Annotated in this window: 23 protein-coding genes and 1 CRISPR repeat array; of the genes, 9 read left to right on the forward strand and 14 right to left on the reverse strand. The window is 64.6% G+C overall.

Going from position 1 to position 22,671, the window contains the following annotated elements; translation table 11 throughout:
- Nucleotides 1–177 precede the first annotated feature (177 nt).
- Nucleotides 178–1,323, reverse strand: a complete 1,146-nt coding sequence (locus tag HALKA_RS0116690; RefSeq protein ID WP_026190392.1) for a CBS domain-containing protein — start codon at nucleotides 1,321–1,323, stop codon at nucleotides 178–180.
- 126 nt (nucleotides 1,324–1,449) lie between these two features.
- On the opposite strand from HALKA_RS0116690, the gene HALKA_RS0116695 reads away from it, so the two are divergent.
- Together HALKA_RS0116695 and HALKA_RS0116700 are read left to right on the forward strand one after the other, a co-directional pair.
- Nucleotides 1,450–1,758, forward strand: coding sequence for a lycopene cyclase domain-containing protein (locus HALKA_RS0116695; protein ID WP_018259077.1), 309 nt, complete (start codon nucleotides 1,450–1,452; stop codon nucleotides 1,756–1,758).
- 338 nt (nucleotides 1,759–2,096) lie between these two features.
- Nucleotides 2,097–2,582, forward strand: a complete 486-nt coding sequence (locus HALKA_RS0116700) for an HTH domain-containing protein (RefSeq protein WP_018259078.1) — start codon at nucleotides 2,097–2,099, stop codon at nucleotides 2,580–2,582.
- Here HALKA_RS0116700 and HALKA_RS0116705 read toward each other — a convergent pair.
- The 3 genes from HALKA_RS0116705 to HALKA_RS0116720 all read right to left on the reverse strand — a co-directional run bounded on the left by HALKA_RS0116705 (nucleotide 2,579) and on the right by HALKA_RS0116720 (nucleotide 7,320).
- Nucleotides 2,579–3,298 carry a helix-turn-helix domain-containing protein gene (locus tag HALKA_RS0116705; protein ID WP_018259079.1) on the reverse strand — a complete coding sequence of 240 codons (720 nt, stop codon included), beginning with the start codon at nucleotides 3,296–3,298 and terminating at the stop codon, nucleotides 2,579–2,581. The two genes, HALKA_RS0116700 and HALKA_RS0116705, sit on opposite strands and share 4 nt — an antisense overlap.
- Before the next feature lie 80 nt (nucleotides 3,299–3,378).
- Nucleotides 3,379–3,735 (reverse strand): hypothetical protein, encoded by a 357-nt coding sequence (locus tag HALKA_RS0116710; protein ID WP_018259080.1) that lies wholly within the window; start codon nucleotides 3,733–3,735, stop codon nucleotides 3,379–3,381.
- 628 nt (nucleotides 3,736–4,363) lie between these two features.
- Nucleotides 4,364–6,761: a CRISPR direct-repeat array (repeat unit 30 nt; unit sequence GCTTCAACCGCCCAAGGGTCCGTCTGAAAC).
- 355 nt (nucleotides 6,762–7,116) lie between these two features.
- Complete coding sequence (locus tag HALKA_RS0116720) at nucleotides 7,117–7,320, reverse strand: hypothetical protein (RefSeq protein WP_018259081.1); 204 nt, start codon at nucleotides 7,318–7,320, stop codon at nucleotides 7,117–7,119.
- 60 nt (nucleotides 7,321–7,380) lie between these two features.
- Here HALKA_RS0116720 and HALKA_RS0116725 point away from each other — a divergent pair, with 60 nt between their 5' ends.
- Nucleotides 7,381–7,941, forward strand: a complete 561-nt coding sequence (locus HALKA_RS0116725; protein WP_018259082.1) for a J domain-containing protein — start codon at nucleotides 7,381–7,383, stop codon at nucleotides 7,939–7,941.
- Nucleotides 7,942–7,975: 34 nt separating this feature from the next.
- Here HALKA_RS0116725 and HALKA_RS0116730 read toward each other — a convergent pair whose 3' ends face one another.
- Nucleotides 7,976–8,572 carry a TetR/AcrR family transcriptional regulator gene (locus HALKA_RS0116730; RefSeq protein ID WP_018259083.1) on the reverse strand — a complete coding sequence of 199 codons (597 nt, stop codon included), beginning with the start codon at nucleotides 8,570–8,572 and terminating at the stop codon, nucleotides 7,976–7,978.
- A gap of 159 nt (nucleotides 8,573–8,731) precedes the next feature.
- Here HALKA_RS0116730 and HALKA_RS0116735 point away from each other — a divergent pair, with 159 nt between their 5' ends.
- Genes HALKA_RS0116735 through HALKA_RS0116750 form a run of 4 tightly spaced genes read left to right on the forward strand, consistent with a single transcriptional unit; the run spans nucleotide 8,732 to nucleotide 12,321 of the window.
- The gene (locus HALKA_RS0116735; protein ID WP_018259084.1) at nucleotides 8,732–9,331 is read left to right on the forward strand and encodes a TetR/AcrR family transcriptional regulator; all 600 of its coding nucleotides are present in this window, start codon (nucleotides 8,732–8,734) and stop codon (nucleotides 9,329–9,331) included.
- Nucleotides 9,331–10,830 (forward strand): MATE family efflux transporter, encoded by a 1,500-nt coding sequence (locus HALKA_RS0116740; RefSeq protein WP_018259085.1) that lies wholly within the window; start codon nucleotides 9,331–9,333, stop codon nucleotides 10,828–10,830. Before HALKA_RS0116735 ends, HALKA_RS0116740 begins: the two co-directional genes overlap by 1 nt.
- Before the next feature lie 2 nt (nucleotides 10,831–10,832).
- The gene (locus HALKA_RS0116745) at nucleotides 10,833–11,612 is read left to right on the forward strand and encodes a hypothetical protein (protein ID WP_018259086.1); all 780 of its coding nucleotides are present in this window, start codon (nucleotides 10,833–10,835) and stop codon (nucleotides 11,610–11,612) included.
- 31 nt (nucleotides 11,613–11,643) lie between these two features.
- Nucleotides 11,644–12,321 carry an HAD-IIB family hydrolase gene (locus tag HALKA_RS0116750; RefSeq protein ID WP_018259087.1) on the forward strand — a complete coding sequence of 226 codons (678 nt, stop codon included), beginning with the start codon at nucleotides 11,644–11,646 and terminating at the stop codon, nucleotides 12,319–12,321.
- Nucleotides 12,322–12,340: 19 nt separating this feature from the next.
- On the opposite strand, the gene arsB is transcribed toward HALKA_RS0116750, so the two are convergent.
- Genes arsB through HALKA_RS0116765 form a run of 3 tightly spaced genes read right to left on the reverse strand, consistent with a single transcriptional unit; the run spans nucleotide 12,341 to nucleotide 14,309 of the window.
- The gene (gene arsB / locus HALKA_RS0116755) at nucleotides 12,341–13,495 is read right to left on the reverse strand and encodes an ACR3 family arsenite efflux transporter (RefSeq protein ID WP_018259088.1); all 1,155 of its coding nucleotides are present in this window, start codon (nucleotides 13,493–13,495) and stop codon (nucleotides 12,341–12,343) included.
- The gene (locus tag HALKA_RS0116760; protein ID WP_018259089.1) at nucleotides 13,492–13,914 is read right to left on the reverse strand and encodes a low molecular weight phosphatase family protein; all 423 of its coding nucleotides are present in this window, start codon (nucleotides 13,912–13,914) and stop codon (nucleotides 13,492–13,494) included. The genes arsB and HALKA_RS0116760 overlap by 4 nt, the downstream gene beginning before the upstream one ends.
- Nucleotides 13,914–14,309, reverse strand: coding sequence for an ArsR/SmtB family transcription factor (locus HALKA_RS0116765; protein WP_018259090.1), 396 nt, complete (start codon nucleotides 14,307–14,309; stop codon nucleotides 13,914–13,916). Before HALKA_RS0116765 ends, HALKA_RS0116760 begins: the two co-directional genes overlap by 1 nt.
- A gap of 391 nt (nucleotides 14,310–14,700) precedes the next feature.
- On the opposite strand from HALKA_RS0116765, the gene HALKA_RS0116770 reads away from it, so the two are divergent.
- On the forward strand, nucleotides 14,701–16,401 hold the full coding sequence (locus HALKA_RS0116770; protein ID WP_018259091.1) for a GTPBP1 family GTP-binding protein: 1,701 nt from the start codon (nucleotides 14,701–14,703) through the stop codon (nucleotides 16,399–16,401).
- Between the two features lie 348 nt (nucleotides 16,402–16,749).
- Here the strand turns inward: HALKA_RS0116770 and HALKA_RS0116775 are convergent, their stop codons facing one another.
- From HALKA_RS0116775 to HALKA_RS0116795, 5 genes are all read right to left on the reverse strand, one after another.
- The gene (locus HALKA_RS0116775) at nucleotides 16,750–17,955 is read right to left on the reverse strand and encodes an orc1/cdc6 family replication initiation protein (RefSeq protein ID WP_018259092.1); all 1,206 of its coding nucleotides are present in this window, start codon (nucleotides 17,953–17,955) and stop codon (nucleotides 16,750–16,752) included.
- Between the two features lie 615 nt (nucleotides 17,956–18,570).
- Entirely contained in the window at nucleotides 18,571–19,059 is a 489-nt protein-coding gene (locus HALKA_RS0116780; protein ID WP_018259093.1) for a double winged helix-containing putative transcriptional regulator, read from the reverse strand.
- Between the two features lie 4 nt (nucleotides 19,060–19,063).
- Nucleotides 19,064–19,996 carry a methenyltetrahydromethanopterin cyclohydrolase gene (mch, locus tag HALKA_RS0116785; RefSeq protein ID WP_018259094.1) on the reverse strand — a complete coding sequence of 311 codons (933 nt, stop codon included), beginning with the start codon at nucleotides 19,994–19,996 and terminating at the stop codon, nucleotides 19,064–19,066.
- A 58-nt stretch (nucleotides 19,997–20,054) separates the two neighbouring features.
- A complete protein-coding gene (locus HALKA_RS0116790) occupies nucleotides 20,055–20,261 on the reverse strand; it encodes a hypothetical protein (protein ID WP_018259095.1) in 207 nt (68 codons plus the stop codon).
- Nucleotides 20,262–20,289: 28 nt separating this feature from the next.
- Complete coding sequence (locus tag HALKA_RS0116795) at nucleotides 20,290–20,604, reverse strand: MTH1187 family thiamine-binding protein (RefSeq protein ID WP_018259096.1); 315 nt, start codon at nucleotides 20,602–20,604, stop codon at nucleotides 20,290–20,292.
- A 330-nt stretch (nucleotides 20,605–20,934) separates the two neighbouring features.
- On the opposite strand from HALKA_RS0116795, the gene HALKA_RS0116800 reads away from it, so the two are divergent.
- Nucleotides 20,935–21,495 (forward strand): response regulator transcription factor, encoded by a 561-nt coding sequence (locus HALKA_RS0116800; RefSeq protein ID WP_245545435.1) that lies wholly within the window; start codon nucleotides 20,935–20,937, stop codon nucleotides 21,493–21,495.
- A 9-nt stretch (nucleotides 21,496–21,504) separates the two neighbouring features.
- Here HALKA_RS0116800 and HALKA_RS0116805 read toward each other — a convergent pair whose 3' ends face one another.
- Complete coding sequence (locus tag HALKA_RS0116805; RefSeq protein ID WP_018259098.1) at nucleotides 21,505–22,653, reverse strand: ABC transporter ATP-binding protein; 1,149 nt, start codon at nucleotides 22,651–22,653, stop codon at nucleotides 21,505–21,507.
- Nucleotides 22,654–22,671 lie beyond the last annotated feature (18 nt).

The raw sequence follows: 22,671 nt of genomic DNA on the forward strand, positions 1-22,671 counted from the left end.
TCGCTCACTGCGGGAACCCTCGCGTAAAAACGTGGGTGAAAAAACGCTCGATCTCACTCCGTTCACGGGTCAGTTCGTTCCCCCGTTCACATCGAGGCCCGCCTTCGGCGCGCCTCGCACCGTTCGATCGAGTGAACCGCCTCGCGGGGGCTCGGCGGATACAGAGGAAGGAGGGCGCTACAGCTCGCCGAGCTTCCGGAGCAGCTGGCCGCGGTACTCCTCGTCGGCGCGGACGCCTTTCATCTCCAGGACGTTACGCTGGAGCTTGTCGAGAGCGACGTTGAACGCCGTGTCGGAGCCGTAGCCCTCGCCGGAGCCGGCGGCCTGGCCCTTGTTGGTCCGCAGACGGATCTGGCACTGGATCAGGGGCGTGCCACGGAGTTTCTCCTTGTGCTCGTGGAAGCGGACGTGGGCGTGCTGGACCTGCATGTCCTGGTACTTGCTGGCCACGTCGCCGATCTCCTCGCGGATGTCGTCCCGAGAGATCGTGTTGTCCAGGAGGTTAATGTTGGTGATCTGTACGTCCATATGCTCCTCCTCGGTGAACGTCAGCGCGCGGAGCACGTCCGTCTTGGTGACGATCCCGGCGACCAGCGAGTCGTCGTGGTCTGGGGTGACGACGAGGCCGGCGAAGTCGTTTTCGAGCATCCGCTCGACGGCATCTCGAACCGAACCGTCGCGAGAGGTCGTCGCGACGGGGCTGTTCATGATGTCGTAGACCGGCAGATCGAGGACGCGGTCGTTCTCGCCGGAGCGGTCGCCACGCGTCGCCTTGTTCATGTCTCGAACGACGACGTCGACGATGTCGTGGGTCGTGACCATGCCAGAGAGGTCTCCGTCGTCGTCGAGTACGGGGATACGAGAGATGCTGTGCTTGCGCAGGAGGTTGATCGCTTGCCCGACGTGGGTCTCCTCGGTGATGGTGACGACGTCTTTGGTGTAGATCTGTTCGACGGTGAGGGCATCGAGATTCTCCAGGACGGCTTCGAGAATGTCGTCGCCAGTGACGACCCCCCACAGCGAGCCCCCCTCGAAGACCGGTGCGATCTTCGCACCGCCCTCGACGAGGACGCGAGCGACTTCGCGGACGTCGTCGTGGCGTTCGACTTTCGGGGCCGACCGCATCATCGCACCTGCCTTGGCGTTGTCCTCGACGTGGGACTGGACCAGCTGCTTCTGGGTAATCACACCGGCGTACGCCCCGTCCTCGGTGATGACGATTCCCTTGGGGTTCTCGCGCTCGAAGATCGAGCGCACTTTGCCGAGGCGGACATCGGCGTCGAGTTCAACAAAATCACTGGTGGCAATATCAGCTATATTCATCGTACTTCCCACTACAGGGGTTCGACGCCAGAGGTAATCAAAGTTGGTTCCGGTTCCAGCAGCTGAGAACGCTCGTCGGACTCGCTCACCCCCGGAGTTCATTGTGCCAGCGGCCGAATACCCGGCGTGCTCCCGGATATCACCGTCCTCGGTCCGTACACGTACCTCGCGACAGAGATCGTGTGGGGTCTCGTCGCGGCCGGCCTGCTCTGGTACGCCGACGCGGCCCGGACCGCTGTCCGAACGATCGCCGTCCTCTATCCGTTCGCGTACGTCTGGGACTGGTACACGCTGGCAGTCGGCGTGTTCGCGATCCCGATGCGAACCGGCGTCGAACTGCTCGGAATTCCGATCGAGGAACACGTCTTCATGATCGTCGTCCCCGCGATGGTCGTCGGCGCTCACGAGACACTCGCCCGACTCGACGACGACTGACGCTGCCGGCTGTTTGTCTCCGGGCTGTCGCTACCGAGGGAGTGCTATCGTAACGCGCTTTCACAGACGGTGTGAGGCGCAACCGGCGACGACGGCGACGGCTCGCCGACCACAGCAACGAGACACCGCAGAGCGACTAATATAGTGTTTCTTAAATATCTAGTTATCGTTGGAAAGTGTTCGCCCCTGTCAGTTGAACGATTACAGAGCTAGCCGGTGTCAAAGCCAGTGCAAAACCGCTCTACCCACTATTTTGTATGTGAACGGTACCCACGACAACGGGTCCACGCAAAGTATTAGTGTGGTGCGGGAGTGTTGACACGTAGATCAGTTGAACCATGTCCGATACCCCCACTCCCCACATCGAACTCTACGTCCGGTCGCTCGTTCCGGACGGTGCCCACGAGCGACAGGCGACCGTCATCGAGCGACTCGAAACGCTGGACCAGAACGACGCGATCGAAGACTTCTCCGTCATCGTCTGGGGCAAGCAGGTGTCCCGGGAGTCGGCGGCCGCCCACACCGAGGAGGGGCGGTACATCCTCAATCGCGTCGCCGAGTTCAAGCAGTGGGCGCTGTCGAACAACGTCTCGCTGGAGTCGTTCTACCAGACGACCGAGATCTCTTCGGAGATCACCGACGACTACTCGGCGATGATCCTGCCCGTGATGGGACTGGCCGAGTACGCGGGCGGGGAACTCCAGCACGTGGCTCCCTGTACGAGTGGTGACGTGGTCCACACGATCATGGACCGACTCGAACGCCTGGAAGCCGGCGAACCACCGGCGATCGAGCAGGAAGCGAGCAACGCCTCGATCGTCTAGAGACTGTCGTCAGCGAACTGTTCGACGGCCTTGCCCTCCGCTCGCTGTAACCGATACTGTACCGTCGATCGCGGTACGTCCAGTCGCTCGCCCAGTTCGCCGACGGTCGTCTCCCGTGGCGTCCGGTAGTATCCCGCGTCGACGGCCGCCTGCAGCGTTCGGCGCTCCTCGACGGTGAGGTCGGCGTCGAAGGCATCGTCGCCGCGCCAGCCGTCGATCCCGCCGACGTGGCCCAGCTCGAGCGTCAGTCCGTCTCTGAGGTTTCGCTCGATCGCGTCGTACAGCTCGCCGACCGGCGTCGCTTCCGGCATCAGGACCCGCCAGACGTACTCGTCGCCCGATCGTTCCGCGTCGAACAGCACCCCGTCGCCCACGTAGTCGACGGCGAGATACGGGATGGAGTGACAGCGGTCGATCTCCTGGCGGCGCGTGTAGACCAGGCGATGCTCCGGGCCGGCGTCCAGAAGCTGGTACTCGCGGGTGGACGAACACCGCTCCATGTCCAGACACTCGTTACAGATCGACTCGTCGAGATAGAGATCGTCGAGCCGGTCGAGCACGTCCGACGGCCCGACGATGCGGTCGATTCGCCACATCGCGTCCGCGTTGGCGAAACAGGCCTGCGAGCGAGCGGAGAGCGACGGAGTCTCGACGAAGAGGTCCATCAGGTCGTCTGCGCCCGGCTCGTACTGGACCGTGAACTCGAACTCGCGCATACGCGGAGGTCGATTGGCTATCTCCAAGTGGATTTCGTTCCGAGACGCCAAACGACAGCCCAGCAGCGGAGAGACGCGGCTCAGACCGTGGTCTGCAGGCGTTCGGCGTAGGGACCGACCGTGTCGTCGTCCAGGAGTGTCTCCACGATCGTCTTCACGCCGGCTTCGGCGTCGTAGGCGGGCCGCCCTTTCCCCGTCGCCGACGTGGTCCGCTCGGTCGACAGCAGGTCGTCCGCCGCGAGCGATCCCAGGGCAGACACGACCTCCTGTCGTTCGACGCCGCCGAACGAATCACGAGCGACCGTATCGAGCTGGTCCTTGATCGTCTCCGTCACCACGTGGGACTGGACGGGCATCTCCCCATCGACGGTCAGTTCGGCGACCGCCAGCAGCACGAACTGTTCGAACGGCCGAAGTGAGCTGATCGTCTCGTCCATGTGGACACACTCTCGCGGGCGGCGTATGAAGCTATTGGGACCGTCGATATCGTGCGTGAAAAATTGTGACACAGGGGGCGCACCGCCGTCCAGTGGTGGTTTCTCGAAGCGGTGCCGTCTATCGACGCGGGTAGATTCCAGACCGGCGAAAGAACCGTCACGCTCGTCGTTGCGAGAAATCAGAGAATGGGTTAGGGCGGCATCAGACCACACCTCGCCGGTTCCCTTCGGTCGCGAATTCGGGCGGTATACAGCTTCTTACGGGACTCTGTGAGAAACCATGACGACCAACGAAAATGATCTCGAACCGATAGAACCGACAACTGCGCGCGACATCTACCTCGACCACAAGCAGACCGAATGTGCGGCTCTATTGAATCGCCATAGGGCAGTCGATTCTATCGGGATAGACGATCAATAGTCGGATTTTGACCGGGAGAGCAGTTGACCAGCTGGGGAGTATATCAACGTCACCTGCGATCTGATCGTGTCGATGTCGATTTCCGTGAACGAAATCAATCGGATCAGGCCATCGAACACCGGAAAATCGACACTACCCCGACGCTGTCTAGTGATTCAATGGAGCCGAAACCACCGAAGCGTTGCCGCTCGTCGCCATGACATTGCTACTTCAACCGCCCAAGGGTCCGTCTGAAACACCGGGAGATACTGGCGGGTGGATGACTTGTCCGTGCTTCAACCGCCCAAGGGTCCGTCTGAAACCCGACGAGACGGCCGACGACCGGGGCGAGTGGGGCGCTTCAACCGCCCAAGGGTCCGTCTGAAACGTACGGTTGTCTGCATCTGTTCCAGTCGCCCCTCGCTTCAACCGCCCAAGGGTCCGTCTGAAACCGGGGGAGGACATGGCTGTCTGGCATGTCGGATGCGCTTCAACCGCCCAAGGGTCCGTCTGAAACGAGGTTTCGCCAGCGACCGAGGGCACACTCTCGTCAGCTTCAACCGCCCAAGGGTCCGTCTGAAACGGTCGATTCTCGGTTTAGAGAGTATCGAGACGACGGCGCTTCAACCGCCCAAGGGTCCGTCTGAAACTGAACGAATCGCAACGGCACATCCCGGCGATGTTGAGGCTTCAACCGCCCAAGGGTCCGTCTGAAACCCAGCCTCTCGGTCTGTGCCGAGTCGGGCCACGACCGGCTTCAACCGCCCAAGGGTCCGTCTGAAACGAAGATCGGGAAAAGGACAAGTCCGTTCTTGGACTTGCTTCAACCGCCCAAGGGTCCGTCTGAAACGTGCATCTACGCGATGAGGTGGCGGATCAGGATCTTGCTTCAACCGCCCAAGGGTCCGTCTGAAACTCCAGTCGTTGCTCAGGTCTCGCCAGCACTCGGTGTGCTTCAACCGCCCAAGGGTCCGTCTGAAACGGACGAAGCCGAACACGGCCCGTACGCGAAGCGCGGCTTCAACCGCCCAAGGGTCCGTCTGAAACGATGGCAACCTCCTCGTGCATCGGGATCTCGTCGAGCTTCAACCGCCCAAGGGTCCGTCTGAAACGTTGAGTGTACCCAATGCTAGGACCAGACGACCACGCTTCAACCGCCCAAGGGTCCGTCTGAAACTCGACGGATCGGAAGTCGCGACAAAGACGGCGAGCGCGCTTCAACCGCCCAAGGGTCCGTCTGAAACCGGCCAGCAGGACCAACGCTCCGACATCTCCGGTCTGCTTCAACCGCCCAAGGGTCCGTCTGAAACGTCCGAGCTGATCGCGCTCGTCCGGCACGCTGACATGGCTTCAACCGCCCAAGGGTCCGTCTGAAACGAGCTTGACCGCAAACCCGACGGCGTCGGCTGTCGCTTCAACCGCCCAAGGGTCCGTCTGAAACCCGTTCGTCACGCATTAGCGGGATTACCGGTGTAGCTTCAACCGCCCAAGGGTCCGTCTGAAACAGCGGCTCAGAGACGACATCTCAGGCAGAGGGTATTGCTTCAACCGCCCAAGGGTCCGTCTGAAACTCCTCGGATTCGTTTCGTCCACCGTTATTGGTACCGGCTTCAACCGCCCAAGGGTCCGTCTGAAACAAGCCGAGTGCCGACCCTTCGACGGGAATACCAGTTGCTTCAACCGCCCAAGGGTCCGTCTGAAACACGCGCAGCGGCGGACTCGACAGCGCGAACTTAGAGCGCTTCAACCGCCCAAGGGTCCGTCTGAAACATAGTCAAAGCAACAGCTAGGACGACGTAGCGCGTCGCTTCAACCGCCCAAGGGTCCGTCTGAAACGCCGGACACCCTTGGGTAACGGAGGGAGTCACGATGCCTGCTTCAACCGCCCAAGGGTCCGTCTGAAACCGTCCTCGAAGGAGTCCTTACCGCCCTCGGTTTCGAGCTTCAACCGCCCAAGGGTCCGTCTGAAACCTTGAGGGCCGACTCATCCACCGACTTGCCGCCGTGCTTCAACCGCCCAAGGGTCCGTCTGAAACGAGAACTTAGTCGGAGTGTGTGAGCGGTGCCATAAGCTTCAACCGCCCAAGGGTCCGTCTGAAACCCGGCCATCGCCCGCTGGAAGTACTCCCGGTTGCCAGCTTCAACCGCCCAAGGGTCCGTCTGAAACGAGTCGATGGTCGTCCACTGGCTCCGATATCTGTCGCTTCAACCGCCCAAGGGTCCGTCTGAAACTTGGTCGACCCACCCCTCTGACAGATCGCAATGGTGGCTTCAACCGCCCAAGGGTCCGTCTGAAACGCGATTACGACGCAAGCGGACAGGACGCCGAGGAACTGCTTCAACCGCCCAAGGGTCCGTCTGAAACTCGTGGTCCAGATCGAACAGGATCGACGGGCCGGGGCTTCAACCGCCCAAGGGTCCGTCTGAAACGTAGGCGATCGCCCGAAACTCGGCCCGCGTCAGTTCGCTTCAACCGCCCAAGGGTCCGTCTGAAACCACCGACGGCGACGCGGAGACGTACTCGATCCAACAGCTTCAACCGCCCAAGGGTCCGTCTGAAACTCGTCCTCGCCGCCGGAGCCATACGAGCCGTCCTGCTTCAACCGCCCAAGGGTCCGTCTGAAACCATGGCCGATTTGGAGGCCATAGCGGCTATCCTGCCGGAACTCACTTTACTATTTCCGTCGACCCGCAATAACCCCTGAACCCCTGGGGGGTCGATGGAACGAGGCCGGCGACGTGGCCGAATCGCTTGCGACGGCGTCGGCGAGCGGCCCGTCGACGAGAGAATCGATCTTCCAGTCACGCTCTCCGTGGGTACATTCGCACCACTTACCGAGCCTCATAAACCACGTCTTGACCGGATCGACTACCCTGTGAGTGACGTAGAGACTCTGCAACACGGTGGAACAGTGCGTGACCTCCGGAAAGTGCAAACCCGTATCGAATTGTTCGGTAGCAACAATCTACAATGATCCGTCTCAGAACTCGTAGGTGTCGACGCCGTCGGGCAGGTCGTCCGATGTCGGCTGTCGATCTGGCCGACTCCCGGCGTCGCCCAGACAGGCGGTACAGATGCCGTCGCTCTCGGCGTAGTGGTTCTCACAGACCTGTCTCCCGCACAGGTCACAGGCGTCCTCGCTGGTCGCGCCCTCACAGATCTCACAGAGTCCGGTGACGCTCATGTTACTCGATAGCACACCCAGCGGCGAGAGGCTTACGGTCGTGGGTCCCGAACCCCGACTGTGCAGTACGACCGTCTCACTACGGGGCTGGCAGTCGTGCTCGGTGGACTGACCGTCGTCCTGACGGTGGTGGGCCTGGTCGAGAGCCCCGCCGTCCTCGTTCTCGCGTCGACGTTCGGCGTGGCGACGTACTTCGTCTACTACCACGCCAGCGGGCGGATGGCCGATCGGATCTACCGGCGGGTCGAACGGCAGGCCAGGGTCGACGGCGGTCGCCGGCGACGGACCGGCGCTGGTCCACGCGAGGAGTGGGAACCGCCGCGCGACAGTGCGAGCACGCGCCAGGCAAACAGGGGCGCGCGTGCCCGACAGACCGGCAGTTCGCGGAGACAGCGGGGGCAGCGCCAGCGACGCGAACGACGAGCCCGCGCGCCGTCGGCGAGCGACGAGATCAGCGCGACAGAGGCCTACAGCCGGCTCGGCCTCGATCCGGGTGCCGATCAGTCTTCGGTCAAGGCCGCGTACCGACAGAAGGTCAAAGAGGTCCATCCCGACACCGACAGCGGCGACGAGCAGTCGTTCAAACGGGTCAAAGAGGCCTACGAGCGGCTGAACGACTGACCGTAGCGGAGAGCGTCGGTGCCAGGCCGCCCCCTCAGTCGTCGAGCAACACGGCGTCGACGTACTCGGCTGCCGTCTGGCGTGCGGTCGCCAGGCTGTCCTCTCCGTCGAGGACAACCGCTCGGGTGCGAGCGCCGTCGACGATCGTCATGAGCGCGCGCGCGACGTGTTCGGAGTCGACCGGCGAGAAGACCCCTTCCCTGACGCCGTGGTCGATCACCGTCCGGAGCATGTAGCGGACGTACTCGTCGTTTTGCTGGAACCGCTCGCCGAACGTCTCGTTGTAGGGTGCCTGGCTGCGCATCTCCAGCATCGCGATCAGCAGATCCTGGTGGTCCTCCGCGTCGGCGATCAACTTATCGATCAGTAAGTCGAGCCGCTGTTCGGGGTCCGTCGTCTCCACGTCGTGGACCGCCGCCGCGAACTGATCGAGGATGTAGTCCAGAAACGCCGCGAGGAGATCCTCTTTCGTCTCGTAGTGGTAGTGGACGGCGGCAGTCGTCTTGCCGTACTCCTCCGCGATGCGCTTGATCGTCAGGTCGGCGTAGCCGTGGTCTCGGAGCGCACGGTAGGTCGCGCGCATGATCGCTTCGTCCGACTCCGAGAGTGATCGGTCCGGCGGTTCGGCCATTGCTATAACGTATAGCCAGTCCCGCATAACGCTTTTGACCGCCGAACAGTCATCGGTCAGTCTTCGGCCAACCGTCGTCGTCGTGTCGCCGTGACCGTGGTCATCGTCCGCTTCCAAAGGCTTTTGACTAAACAGTCAGTAAGTGAACTATCGACCGACATGGAGGACGAACCAGCTACCGAGATTCTACACGCGACGTATCGTGCGCTCTGCGAGTACGGCTACGCGAATCTCACCGTGCAGGACATCGCCGCCGAGGCCGACAGGAGCACCGCCTCTATTCACTACCACTACGACGACAAAGACCAGCTGTTCGTCGCCTTCCTCGATTATCTGTACGACCGATACACCGAGCGGCTGGCCGAGGCGAGCGGGGACTCGCCGCGGGACCGGCTCGACGCCCTATTCGACGTGTCGTTCGACGACGGTCCCGACGGCCCACAGCAGGCGTTTCGCACGGCGATGCTGGAAGTGACGGCACAGGCACCGTACGATGATGCAATTCGTGACCGTCTCGCGGAGTTCGACGAACTGCTGTTCGAACAGCTCCGGGAGACCATCGCGGACGGCATCGAGACGGGCGCGTTCGACGACCGCGTCGATCCGGCCGTCACGGCGGAGTTTCTGACAGCGACGATCACGGGCGCACACACGCGAGAAGTCGCCGCCGGTGCTCCGTCGGACCGTCTGTACGCCACGCTCACCGAGTACACGGAGCGACATCTGCTGGCAGCGGGTTCGACGGGGGTCGCAGACTGATGAGGCTCCTCGACCGGATCCGGGCGCTGTTCAAGGGACCCGAGGAGTTCGACCTCACCTCGGGGAGCATCGGCAAACCCCTCTTTTTCCTGTCGATGCCGATCGTGATCACGAACCTCTTCCAGACGGCCTACAACCTCGCAGACACCTTCTGGCTCGGCCAGTACAGCACGGACGCGCTGGCCGCGATTAGCTTCGCGTTCCCGATGGTGTTCCTGCTCATCTCGCTGGGCATGGGCATCTCCGTCGCCGGGAGCGTGCTCGTCGCTCAGTACACGGGTGCCGACGAGGAGCGAGAGGCGGAGTACGCGGCCTCACAGACGGTGACCTTCGCGGCTATCGCGTCGGTCGTGCTCGGCGTCGTGGGCTTCTTCGCCGTCGAGGCGTTCCTCGGCGTGATGGGGGCGTCCGCGGACGTGTTGCCCCTGGCGACGAGCTACATGGAAGTGATCTCGCTCGGACTGCTCTTCATGTTCGGCTTCGCCGTGTTCATCGCGCTCATGCGGGGCTACGGCGACACCATCACCCCGATGGTGGTGATGTTCGGGTCGGTGGTGCTCAACATCGTCATCGACCCGTTCCTGATCTTCGGCTTCGAGAGCAATCCGCTGTTCTCGATGCTCGGCCTCGGCGAGCTCGAAGCGACGCTGCTGGCGGCGACGGGCTACACGGGCTCGGGCATCACCGGCGCGGCCATCGCGACGATCTTCTCGCGGGCGGTCGCACTCGTCGTCGGCCTCGCGATCATGTTCCGTGGCACGCGGGGCGTCCAGATCCACCTCGGCGACATGGTGCCCGATCTCGACTACCTCCCGCGGCTCGTCCGGATCGGCCTGCCGGCGTCGGTCGAGGGGATGGGGCGAGCGCTGTCGATGAACCTCCTGCTGTTCATCGTCGCGTTCTTCCCCGACGCCGTCGTCGCCGCCTACGGCATCGGGACGCGCGTGTTCTCGGTGATCTTCCTGCCGGCGATCGCCGTCGCCCGCGGCGTCGAGACGATGACCGGCCAGAACATGGGCGCGGACAAACCCGACCGGGCACAGCGAGCGACCGGGCTCGCCGCGACGGTCCTCTTCGGCGTGCTCTCGGCCGCGGGGATCCTCGTCTTCTTCGTCGCCGCACCCATCGCCGACGTGTTCACGACCGATCCCGAAGTCGTCGCCGTCGCGACGCAGTTCCTGCGCTACGTCGCGCTGACCTTCGGCTTCATCGGGATCATGCGAGCGTACACGGGGAGTTTCCGCGGGGCCGGCAAGACGCTCACCGCCGCCGCGATCTCCGTGCTGATGCTCGGGGTCGTCCGGTTCCCCATCGCGTGGTTCGCGGCCGGCGAGATCGGCGAGACCGGGATTTGGCTCTCCTTCGCGATCTCGAACGTCGCCGGTGCGGTGATCGCCTACGGCTGGTATCGTCGCGGGACGTGGCGCGACAACGACCTCACCGAGGACGGAATCGACCTCGACGACGCGGGGATGGAGCCCGCGACGACGGACGACTGACCATGGTCGACGGACGTGTCCCAACCGACCACGGGGCGGAGATCGAGCGTCGCCTGGCCGCCCTCGTAGACGCGCGCGACGATCACCTCCCGTCGCGAGTGTCTCCGGTCCTCGATGACCGGTGGTACGGCGAACTGCTGGTGCGGTCGTACGCGTCGATCGCCGACGAGCCGACGGCCGAGACGGCGCTCTCGGGGGCAGTGGCCGTCGAGTTGCTGCGAGAGTACTGTCACCGCCGGGGCGATCTCCTCGGCCATATCTCGGACGACGACCTCGGGGCGGGGGATCGGACGGCGTCGTTACTGGCGGGCGATTTCCTCTACTCGGTGGCGTACTCGGAGCTGCTGGCCGTCGACGCCGACCGCTGTCGCGACTGCGTCGAGACGATGCTCGACGCATCACAGCGCATCGTCGAGACGGTCGCCGACGACGCGACTGCCCAGTCCGCGCGCTCGGTGATCGAGGGCACGGCCGGGGCACTCGGTGGCGGTGCCGCCGCCGTCGGCGCGGCGATCGGTGGGCTCGACGACCGGTCTCGGGACCGTCTCGAAGCGTTCGGCCGGACCCTCGCGGCCGGACGAGCAGCCAGGTGGACGCTCGCCCTCGACGCCGACTGCGGGCTCGCGTACCACGTCGACTGCCACGGGCTCGCCCGGTACGCGGAGGAGCAGCTGGCGCTGGCCGACAGGCAGTGTCGAGCGCTCGCGCCCCTCGCCGAGACGGCGCGCCTGCGCCCGTCGTTCGAGGCGATCGAGGACGGACCCACGCCCACCCGTCCGTAACGGACATACCGATCGCCGACCGAGCGATCGTATGCAGGAGACACCGCCGCTGGTCGTCGACGTCGACGGAACGCTGACCGGACCGGACCAGGCAGTCGCGCCCCGTGCGATGACGGTCCTCGCAGAGTGGCCGGCTCCGGTCGTCGTGGCCACGGGCAAGGCGTTCCCGTTCCCGGTCGCGCTCTGTCAGTTCGTCGGCATCGAGCCGTGCGTGATCGCGGAGAACGGCGGCGTCGTCTTCGTCGGCGAGAGCGACGAACTGGTGTTCGGCGGTGATCCGGAGGCCGTCGACGCCTTCGTCGCGGCGTATCGCGAGCGGGGACACTCGCTCGGCTGGGGGAGCGTGGACCTGGCGAACCGCTGGCGCGAGACGGAGATCGCCGTCTCGCTGGACCAGCCCCGGGAACCGTTAGACGAACTGGCCCAGACCCACGGGCTAACCGTCATCGACACGGGCTACGCCTACCACGTCAAGTCTCCGGGCGTCGACAAGGGGACGGGGCTGCGGGCGGTCGCCGAGGAACTCGGGCACGTACCGGAGGACTTTCTCGCGGTCGGCGACTCGATCAACGACGTCGCGACGTTCGAACTGGCCGGCGAGAGCGTCGCCGTCGCCAACGCGGACGAACACGCGGCCGCGGCGGCCGACCGCCGGACCGACGCCCGGTACGCCGCGGGGTTCCTCGAAGCGGTCGAGCCGTATCGGTGAACGCGATCGATCCGGCGGTTCAATCGTCGTCCGTCGCTGCGGAACGGTCGAGCTGTCCGGTCGTGGCACGGCCCCAGTCGAACCGTCGCTGGAAGTACAGCGCGACGTTGACCAGCGCGAGCAGGACCGGCACCTCGATGAGCGGGCCGACGACGGTCGCGAACGCGACGCCCGAGCCGACGCCGAAGACCGCGACGGCGACCGCGATCGCCAGTTCGAAGTTGTTCGAGGCGGCGGTGAAGCCGATCGCCGTCGTCGTCGAGTAGTCCGCCCCGATGCCCCGTCCCATGCCGAAGCTCACGAGGAACATCACGACGAAGTAGATCGTCAGCGGCACCGCGATCAGCAACACGTCGCCCGGCGACGCGACGATGGCACCGCCCTGCGTGGCGAACATCACGACGACCGTAAAGAGCAGCGCGACCAGTGTCAGCGGATCGATCCTCGGGACGAACTCCGCCTCGTACCACGCTTCGCTCTTGACGCGGGTCCCCACGTAGCGGCTCAGGAACCCGGCCGCAAAGGGAATCCCGAGGAAGACGACGATCGCCTCGAACACCTGCATCGGCGTGATGTCGAAGGTCGTGATGCCGGCGACCAGCGACTCCATGCCCAGCACCGGCGGGAGGAAGAGCGCGAAAAACCAGACGTAGACGCCGTAGGTGACGATCTGGAAGAGGCTGTTGAACGCGACCAGTCCCGTCACGTACTCGGTCGACCCCTCCGCGAGTTCGTTCCAGACCAGTACCATCGCGATACAGCGGGCCATCCCGATGAACACGAGCCCGAGGAAGTACTCGGGGCGGGCGGGCAGTCCCGGAACGAGACCGCTGAAAAAGATCACGGCGAGTCCGAACATCAGCGTCGGACCGATCAGCCAGTTCTGGACGAGGCTCAGCCCGAGTACGCGCCAGTTGCTGAAGACGGTCCGGAGCTGCGAGTAGTCGGCCTTGGCCAGCGGCGGGTACATCATCAGGATCAGGCCGATCTCGACGAGGTGGAGGTTCTGGATCGGCTGGGTCACCGAGGGCGCGACGTACCCGAGGCCGACGCCGATCGCCATCGCGCCGAAGATCCAGACGGTGAGGTACTTGTCGAGCACGTCCATCGACCGTGGGTCGCCACAGCTCTCACACTCGCAGTCCGGCCCGTGGTCGTGTTCGGCGGTGCTCATCGATCGAGCGTCTCCTCGATTTCGTCGAACAGGGCAACGACCCGATCTTCGATCTCGTCGCGGATCGCACGCACCGCGTCGAGGTCCTGTCCGTCCGGATCGTCCAGCGCCCAGTCGCGCACGTCGACCGTGGCGTCGAGATCGAGCGTCGAACAGCCCATCGTCGCGACGTGATCGCAGGCGTCCAGTTCGGCGGTCGAGATCTCGCGCGGTGTCCGGTCCGAGATGTCGATGCCGATCTCGTCCATCACGTCGATCACCTCCTCGTGGACGTGGTCGGCCGGATGAGTCCCCCCGGTACGGATCTCGACGACGTCACCGAGGTTCCGACGGTCGCGCTCGCGCTCGGCGAACGCCGTCGACATCTGCGAGCGGCCGGCGTTCTGGACACAGACGAACGCGAGCCGAACGTCGGCCATCAGGCCTCACCTCGCGTCTCGTCCAGCGCCGACAGGAGTGCCGCCGTCCGCGCTGTCGCCTCGTAGTAGCGCCAGGTCCCGTCCTTGCGTCGGCTGACGAGCCCCGCCTCTCGGAGGTCCGACAGCGCGTGACTGATCGCGCTCTCGCTGACGTCGACGACCGGACTGATCTCACAGACGCAGAGTTCGTCCTCGGCGGCCGACAGCAGCCGTGCGATCCTGTAGCGGGTGTCGTTGCTTAGCGTTGCCAGTGCCGCCAGATCGGCCTCGGGATCCGACGGGATCGTCGCTGCGTGCGATTCGATCGATTCGACGCGGTCCTCGATGTCGCCGTCACAGCACTCGCCGAGTTCCCGCGTGAGGAGTCGCTCCAGTCGCTCAGATTGTTCGGCCATCGCTATTTGCTTGATTGCACAACCATTCATATAATGGTGGCGGATCCGCGCGCCGGCCGGGCCGTGTGGGTGTCGATACGTGGGCAGGGCCTGTTCACCGCTCCGTCCAGGTGTCGGTGCGTGGGCTGGACCTGTTCGCCGGACCGTGTGGGTGTCGGTGAGACTGTTTGCTGGACTGTATCGGTTCGCCGGGCTGTGCGGGTATCGATGCGTGGGCTATGCCGGTTCGCTGGTGTGTGTCGGTCAGCCGGTGGGTCCCGGCTGGTGGCCACTTTCGTTCCACCGTCGGCGAGTACCAGACTGTCGCCTCCGGACCGCTATTGACCGCTCAGGTGGGATACGTCCCCGTACCCGGGGAAGGTTTTTATTCTGTGGTCCGTTACCCCGTCGCATGAGCCCCGACCAAGCCGTGCTCCGCCGTGCGATCGAGCGCGGTGAACAGGAGGGCGGCAGCGTCGAGTTCAAAGAGCGGCTCACCGAAGACCTCCACCTCGCCGAGGGTCGGCTGGAGAGCCTCGCCGCACAGTTGCGCCACCGCGTCCTCTCCGGTGACGGGGAGGCAACCTACGTCGTCGGCGTCACGGACGACGGCGGGCTCGCCGGGATCTCCCCGGAGGCGTTCTCCGAGTCGATGGACGTGCTTTCGCTGCTGGCCGACGAGGCCGGCGCACACATCGATGCCGTCCAGACCTGGGGGATCGACAGCGCGTCGCAGACGACCGACGCGGACGGTGCCTCGGTGACGACAGACACGGAATCGGAGGGAGCTTCGGCGACGGCAGACACGGACACAGACACCGCGCCAGAGGGTATCGTCGGCGTCGCGACGATCCGTGAGGGTGCCGTGCTGGAGGACGACGACCACATCGTCGTCGGCACCGCGGGCCACGTCGACCACGGGAAGTCGACGCTGGTGGGCACGCTCGTCACCGGGAGCGCCGACGACGGTGAGGGAAGCACTCGCTCGTATCTGGACGTGCAGCCCCACGAGGTCGAACGCGGCCTGTCGGCCGACCTCTCCTACGGCGTCTACGGCTTCGAGGACGACGAGCCGGTCCGCATGGACAACCCCGACCGCAAGGACGATCGGGCACGCGTCGTCGAGGAGTCCGACCGCCTCGTCAGCTTCGTCGACACCGTCGGTCACGAGCCGTGGCTTCGGACCACCATTCGGGGTCTCGTCGGGCAGAAGCTCGACTACGGTCTGCTGACCGTGGCAGCCGACGACGGACCGACCAAGACGACCAGAGAGCACCTGGGCATCCTGCTCGCGACGGAACTGCCGACGATCGTCGCCATCACGAAGGCCGACCTCGTCGACGACGAGCGCGTCGCCGAGGTCGAACGGGAGGTCGAACGAGCGCTGCGAGACGTGGACAAGACCCCGTTGCGCGTCGAGCGCCACGGCGTCGACGCCGCGATCGAAGAGATCTCCGAGACCGTCGTTCCCGTCGTGACGACGAGCGCTGTCACGATGGACGGGATGGACCAGCTCGACGCGATGTTCGAGCGCCTCCCCAAGACCGCCGGCGAGAGCGGCGCGTTCCGGATGTACGTCGATCGCAGCTACAACGTTCAGGGCGTCGGCGCGGTCGCCTCCGGGACGATCAAGTCGGGCGTGGTCGAGGCCGGCGACGAGTTGCTGCTGGGACCGATGCCCGACGGCACCTTCCGCGAGGTCGAAGTCCGATCGATCGAGATGCACTACCACCGCGTCGACGAGGCCAAAGCCGGCCGCATCGTCGGCATCGCACTCAAGGGCGTCACCGAGCCCGCGCTCGAACGGGGGATGGTTCTGCTCCCCCGCGATGCCGACCCGGACCCGGTCAGGGAGTTCGAGGCGGAGGTGATGGTGCTCAACCACCCGACGCGAATCGGCGACGGCTACGAGCCGGTCGTCCACGTCGAGACGATCAGCGAGGCCGCCCAGTTCTTCCCGACCGACGGCCAGCTGTTGCCCGGCGACAGCGGCGAGGCGACGGTCCGGTTCAAGTTCCGCTCGTACCTCGTCGAGGAAGGCCAGCGGTTCGTCTTCCGCGAAGGCCGATCGAAAGGTGTCGGGACGATCACCAGCGTCGAGACGGACGACTGACGGCGGCGTCGGACTGCGGCGTCGGACTGCGGCGTCGGACTGCGGCGTGAGGTGAGAACGGAGAGTGAGAGGAAGTTTCGAGTGCTTTTGCGAGTGGTGGGGTGGTGGGGTGGAGTAGAGTGATGGGGTGGGAGTAACGGGGTGGAATAGAATGATGGGGTGGGAGTAACGAGGTGGAATAGAGTGATGGAGTGAAGTGGTAGAGAGAGAGGAGGTTTCGAGTGCTTTTCGCTGTGTAGATGGGGGTGGGTGCGGAGTCGATACTGACTCATGCTGCCGGCTGTAACTGTTTCGAGACATTCCGACCACGGGGTCGCGAAATGCTGTACAGACGTACAGCCGGCAGTCTCAGGACTCTCCGGCCACGTCTTCGATGTCCTCGCGGGTGTCGAAGACCAGTTCCGGATCGAGATCGTCGAGTTCGAACTCGTAGTACTGGCCGCCGCTGAGACCCTCGTTGCGTTCGTAGCGCTTGAGGAACCCGAGCATCCGCAGGTCCGAGAGATGGCTGTGGACGCTCCGGACGGTCGTCAGCGGTTCGTTCGCCCACGATTCGGCGACGTTCTGGTAGAGCTCGTAAATTTCCTTTGCACGGGCGGGCGTCTCGCCGTCGTCTTCGAGATGAGCCAGCGTCTCCAGCACCAGCTGTGCGTGGGTCGTCTGATCGCGGATCTTGTCGCTGAGACGCCCGCGCTGGACGCGCTCTCGGGCGCGTTCGATGTGTTCGTCAGTCACCCGAAACTCGCCCTGGTTCTCGGCGACCTCCGCTCCGACGCGTAGCAGGTCGATCGCCTGCCGGGCGTTCCCCATGTCGCGAGCGGCCAGCGCGGCGGCCATCGCGATCGCCGACGAGTCGTAACCGTCGTCTTTCAGTGCGTTCTCCGCACGCTCTTCGAGAATTGCGCGGAGTTCGTCGGCCGAGTACGGCGAGAAGGAGATCTCCGTCTCCATCAGCGTGTCTTTGACCTTCGCCGAGAGCTGCTGGCGGAAGGTGTAGTTGTTCGAGATGCCGATGACGCCCACGCGCGAGTCAGTGATGTGGCCGATCGAACGCGCTCGCGGGAGCTCGTACAACAGCGTGTCCACGTCGTCGAGGTGGTCGATCTCGTCGAAGACGACCAGGTGGGTCCCGCCGGTCGTGTCCAGTTCCTCGTACAGCGCTCCGAAGGCGTCGCCGGTTCCGAGCCCGCGCTTGGGGAACGTCTCCCCGTCCGGCCCGCGGAGGTCGTTGACGAGCGCTCGCACGACCATGAACACCGTCTTGCCGTTGCAGTTCTGCTCGTGGACGTGGAGCGCGTCGGCCTCCGGACGCTGCTGGATCTCCTCGGTCAGCGCGTCCATCATGTAGTTCGTCACCGCCGTCTTCCCGAGCCCGGCTTTCCCGTAGAGGAAGATGTTCTGGGGACTCCGGCCGAACAGCACGTCCTTAAGCGCGTTGCGGTACTCCTCGATCTCTTCGTCGCGTTCGAGGATCTCGTCGGGCTGGTAGTCCTCGGTCAGGACACTTTTGTCTGCGAAGATAGTGTCCGTAATCGCATCGAAGGGACCACCCATCGTTAGTTTGGTCAAACCGTGGCCATCACATAAACCTTACTTCATGTGTTTCTCTCGTTTCTCGTGCTTCAGAAGGTTGCCAGCGTGGCGACGACCACCGTTTCCGATTTCGTCTTTCTCAGTGCGAACTTCCCACACGCCCGTCTCTCGCTTTTTCCTCGCACCGCACTCACGTGAAAGCACTCGAAAGCTACTCTCTCTTTCTTTCTCTCAGTGGTCGACTGGCCCCCGACACGACGAACACCGTTCTATGGACGCCGACGATCACGACGAAGCGTCAATGACTACGAGCCGTCGTCGATTCCGAACCGTCAATGACCACGCCCGGTCGACGATCACGACCTGTCGACACTGTCTACACACTCCCTCGCCCGCTGCTCCGTATCTCCCCACCCCTCATTCGCAACCGAAAGCACTCGAAATCCCCTCTCACTCTCTACTGACTCGCCCGTTCGCCGTCTCGGTCGCTCTCCAGAGTGGGTTTCGAGTGCTTTCCACGCGACTGCGCCGGCCTGTCGGGTGTGGGAGAGTACGTTTCGTGTGCTTCCCGACAACGACTCACACGACGCGAGCGGGACCGTCCAGACGGGCCGTCACTGCCAGCCAGCTCGCCGATCAGTCCGTCGCCCGGTACTGCCCGTCGGCCTCAGACACCAGCCCGAACGTCTGGGCCCACCCGAGCAACCGCCCTCCCCGTTCGTGCCACTCGGCCTCCCAGTCTTCGTAGCGGTTCCGTTCCCACCGGGGAATCTCCTCTCGGATGGCAGTAAAGACCGCTTCGGGCGTCCGTGGCTCCGTCGCCACACACTCCAGCACCTCTCGGGCACCGAAGACCCGCTCTCGGAAGGCTTCGGCCAGTTCCTCGTCGCTCGGCGCGTCACGCACCCGGTGGAATCCGCGGTCGGTCTCGGCGACGAGGCCCAGCGCCTGCATGAACGTCAGGTACTCCCGCGCTTCGTCTCGCGACGTGACCGCAGTTCCGTCCCGCACCCGCGTACAGCAGTCCTCGACGCTGCCGGGGACCAGCGGGAGCGTCTCGGCGGCCGCTCGGAGGAAGCGCACCGAGCGGACCTGCGGGACGATCTTGTACCGGAGGTCCGACATCCGCTCAGAGTCCGAAGCTCTCGGCCAGTACGTCCTCGTGGGTGTCGCCGAAGACGTGGGTCTCGCCGCCGACCACGTCGACGGTCACCTGGGCCGGCGCAAACACTTCGACGGGGAGCTCGCTGAAGTCCCAGTCGGCGTCATCGAAGGTCTCGGCCAGCGGCGTCCCGTACTCTTCGCCCGCGATCGAGGTGACCTCCTCAAAGCGGTCGAACTCCTCTTCGACGGTGAGGTGGACCCGTCCGCCGTAGGCCAACGCGTCGGTCGTCCGGGCGATGGCGGCCGCCTCGCTGTCGGCGACGGATGCGACCGGCGCGGAGCCGGTCGCCGAGAGGATCGAGATGGGATCGTAACCAAGCTCTGACAGCCGGAAGGCGGCCAGCTCGGCCGCCCGTGCCGCCGCGACGACGCTGCCCGTGACGCTGGCCGTCGCGTAGACCGGGAGGAAGACGGCCGTCTCGGGGACGCCGGTCCGCTCGGCGACGTGGCCGGCCACGTCCTGCTCCGGTAGCTCGTCGGCCTCGATCGTCAACACGGCGAAGTCCGCGGCGTCGTGATAGCCCACGCGGCTGTAGATCTCCTCTTCGGCCACCAGCGCGCGGGCGGGGCCGCTGCCCAGCCCCTCGAAGCCGCCGACGCTGAGCTCCCAGCCGCCTTTCTGGGAGCACAGCAGCCCCAGTGCGGGATGGTCGGTCGACAGTTCGACGTGGGTCAGCGGCGCGTCCGCGACGCTCGACAGCTTCGTCTGGACGGTCGCCAGCCCGGCCGTCTGTATCTCGGCCGCGAGCAGCCCCGCCTCGACGGCACCGGGAACGTCGACACCGAAATCGAGCACCGCGGCGTCGCCCTCCAGCGCGTGGACGGCGATCGTCAGTTCGTCGGCGAAGTCGATCGCCTCGTCGACGAGCTCCGTCGCCATCCGATTGAGACTCTCCATACCCACCGCTTGGCTCTCCCTGCCCTAAGACTGTTCGTGTTCGACTGGGGATCTGTAATCACGTCACGACGAGATACACGCCCGCCGCGGCCAGGACGAGTCCGGCGACGCGTCCCAGCGTCTCGTTGATCTGGACCTCGTCGCCGCCGGCACCCAGATAGAGGTACCGCTGCTGGAGTTTCCCCATCGCCACCGGCTTGATCGCCCAGACGACGCCGAGTACCACGCAAAACGCCCCGAACGCGACGGTCAGCCACGATTGCATGCCCACACCTGTGTCGGCCGTCGTGAAATCAGTCGCGGTCGCTCCGGGCCGCCCGACCGAGGTGCTCCTCGACGGCGGTCACCTTGTCGGCGGCCTCCTGGTCGATGGTCCGCTTGTCGTCTATCTTCAGGAAGGTCTCGACGCGATCGGCCTCGACTGCCTCGTGGGCGGCGTGTGCCGCGTCGAACAGCTCCTTGCTGTCCTGGGCTTCGATGATCGTGCCCATCGGCGTCGTCTCGTAGGACACGTCGAACGGTTCCAGCGCGGCGACGGCGTCGGCGACGTACGACGCCATGCTCTCTTCGACGACCGGTGCGACCGAGAGGAACGCGATACAGGTCATGCTGGTAGCTGACGGTTCGACGCACCGCCCCTTAGATCACGCGGTGGCAACACTCCACGCGACCGAGACTACCACGTGACCGGGACCACCTCGCCACTGGGACGACTACGCGACCGAGACTACCACGCGACCGCAGGAGGTGGCGGTACCGTTCGGAATACGGAGCACTCCCTCTAACACCGTCGCCGACTCCGCCCATCTCCGCCTCACCGTTGCCGACTCCATGTTTTTCTCGACCGTGTACGACCTCAGTCAGTGACGAGTGGGCGCTGTATCGACGCCCCGTACCGTTCCAATAAGTATAGGTTATTGGGCACGAAAGTCGCCCCCGTGAGGGGTGTCTCAGACGACGTTTCGGTGCTCGTCCTCGAAGACGAGACCGAACTACTGGACGCGTACGTCAACGGGCTCGAAGACGAGTACGACGTGTACGCAGCCGAGACCGCGGCGACCGCGACGGACCACGTGGACGGTCTCGGCGACGATCTCGACGTGGCCCTCCTCGATCGCCGGCTCCCCGAACGGTCCGGCGACGACGTTCTGAAGTACATCCAGTCGGCACCCATCGACTGTCGAACGGCTATGGTGACCGCCGTCGACCCGTCGCTCGACATCATCGACATGGGGTTCGACGACTACGTGGTCAAACCGGTCACGCCGTCCGACCTTCGGACGGTGATCGACGGACTGTTGAAACTAGAAGCGTACGACGACGTCTACCAGACGTTGAGCGAGAAACGCGTCAAGCGGGGCGTCCTCTCGGCCGAACTGTCTCGGACGGAGCTCGAACGCAGCGAGGAGTTCGCCGCGCTACAGTCCGAGATTGCCGATCTCGAAGCCCAACTCGAATCGATCGAGTCGGAGATCGACGACGAGGCCCTCCCGCACTGATCGCGCCGATCAGGTCGGCGGGCTGGAGATCTCGTCGTTCATGTCGAGTCGGCGGTTGTGGACTGCTTCGCCCGACCGTCCGTCGAAGAGGTGGATCGTCTCTTCGGGAATCGAGACGGTGACACGATCACCGACGGCAGCCTGCTGGAGGCCGTCGATCGTCGCGATGAACGTCTCGCCCTCCGGTGCGCTCTCGAACCGGAGATACACCGTGTTCTCGTCGCCCATCGGCTCGACGACCTCGACGACCGCCGAGTAGGTGTGACTGCCCGACTCGTCGGTGCCAACTTCGACGTCCTCGGGGCGGACGCCGAGCGTGACGTTTCGGGTCTCGCCCACGTCGTCGAGCGTCGACTGAGAGAGGGGATACTCGAACCGCGAACCGACGAGTGTGTCGCCGTCCCGTTCCATGTCGAAGAAGTTCATCGACGGATCGCCGATGAAGCCGGCGACGAACTGGTTGGCCGGCTCGTGGTAACACTCCAGCGGCGTCGCCACCTGCTGGAGCTTCCCGTCGTTGAGGATGGCGATGCGGTCGCCCATCGTCATGGCCTCGGTCTGGTCGTGGGTGACGTACATCGTCGTCACGTCCAGTTCGGCCTGCAAGCGCTGGAGCTCCGTCCGCATCTGGGAGCGCAGCTTGGCGTCGAGGTTGCTGAGCGGCTCGTCCATCAGGAACACCTCCGGATCTCGGACGATCGCTCGGCCGAGCGCGACGCGCTGTTGCTGGCCACCAGAGAGCTCCGAGGGTTTGCGATCCAGCAGCTCCGCGATACCCATCGTCTCTGCGGCGTCGTGGACCCGCTCTTCGATCTCGTCGTCCGGGAGCGTCGTCGACTCCTCCAGGCCGAACGCCATGTTCTCCGCCACGGTCATGTGGGGGTACAGCGCGTACGACTGGAACACCATCGCGATGTCGCGATTCTGGGGTTTCTCGTCGTTGACGACCCGTCCGTCAAGGCGGATATTGCCGCTGGTCACCGTCTCCAGCCCGGCGACCATCCGCAGGGTCGTCGACTTGCCACAGCCGGAGGGGCCGACGACGACGATGAACTCGCCGTCGTCCATCTGGATGTCGACGTTGTCGACTGCGACGATCTCGCCTTCTTCGCCGTCCTGGAACACCTTCGTCAGTCGGTCGAGTTCGAGCGTTCCCATCCTATCGCCCCCCGGAAG

The sequence above is a fragment of the Halomicrobium katesii DSM 19301 genome (assembly GCF_000379085.1).
Taxonomy (GTDB): Archaea; Halobacteriota; Halobacteria; order Halobacteriales; family Haloarculaceae; genus Halomicrobium; species Halomicrobium katesii.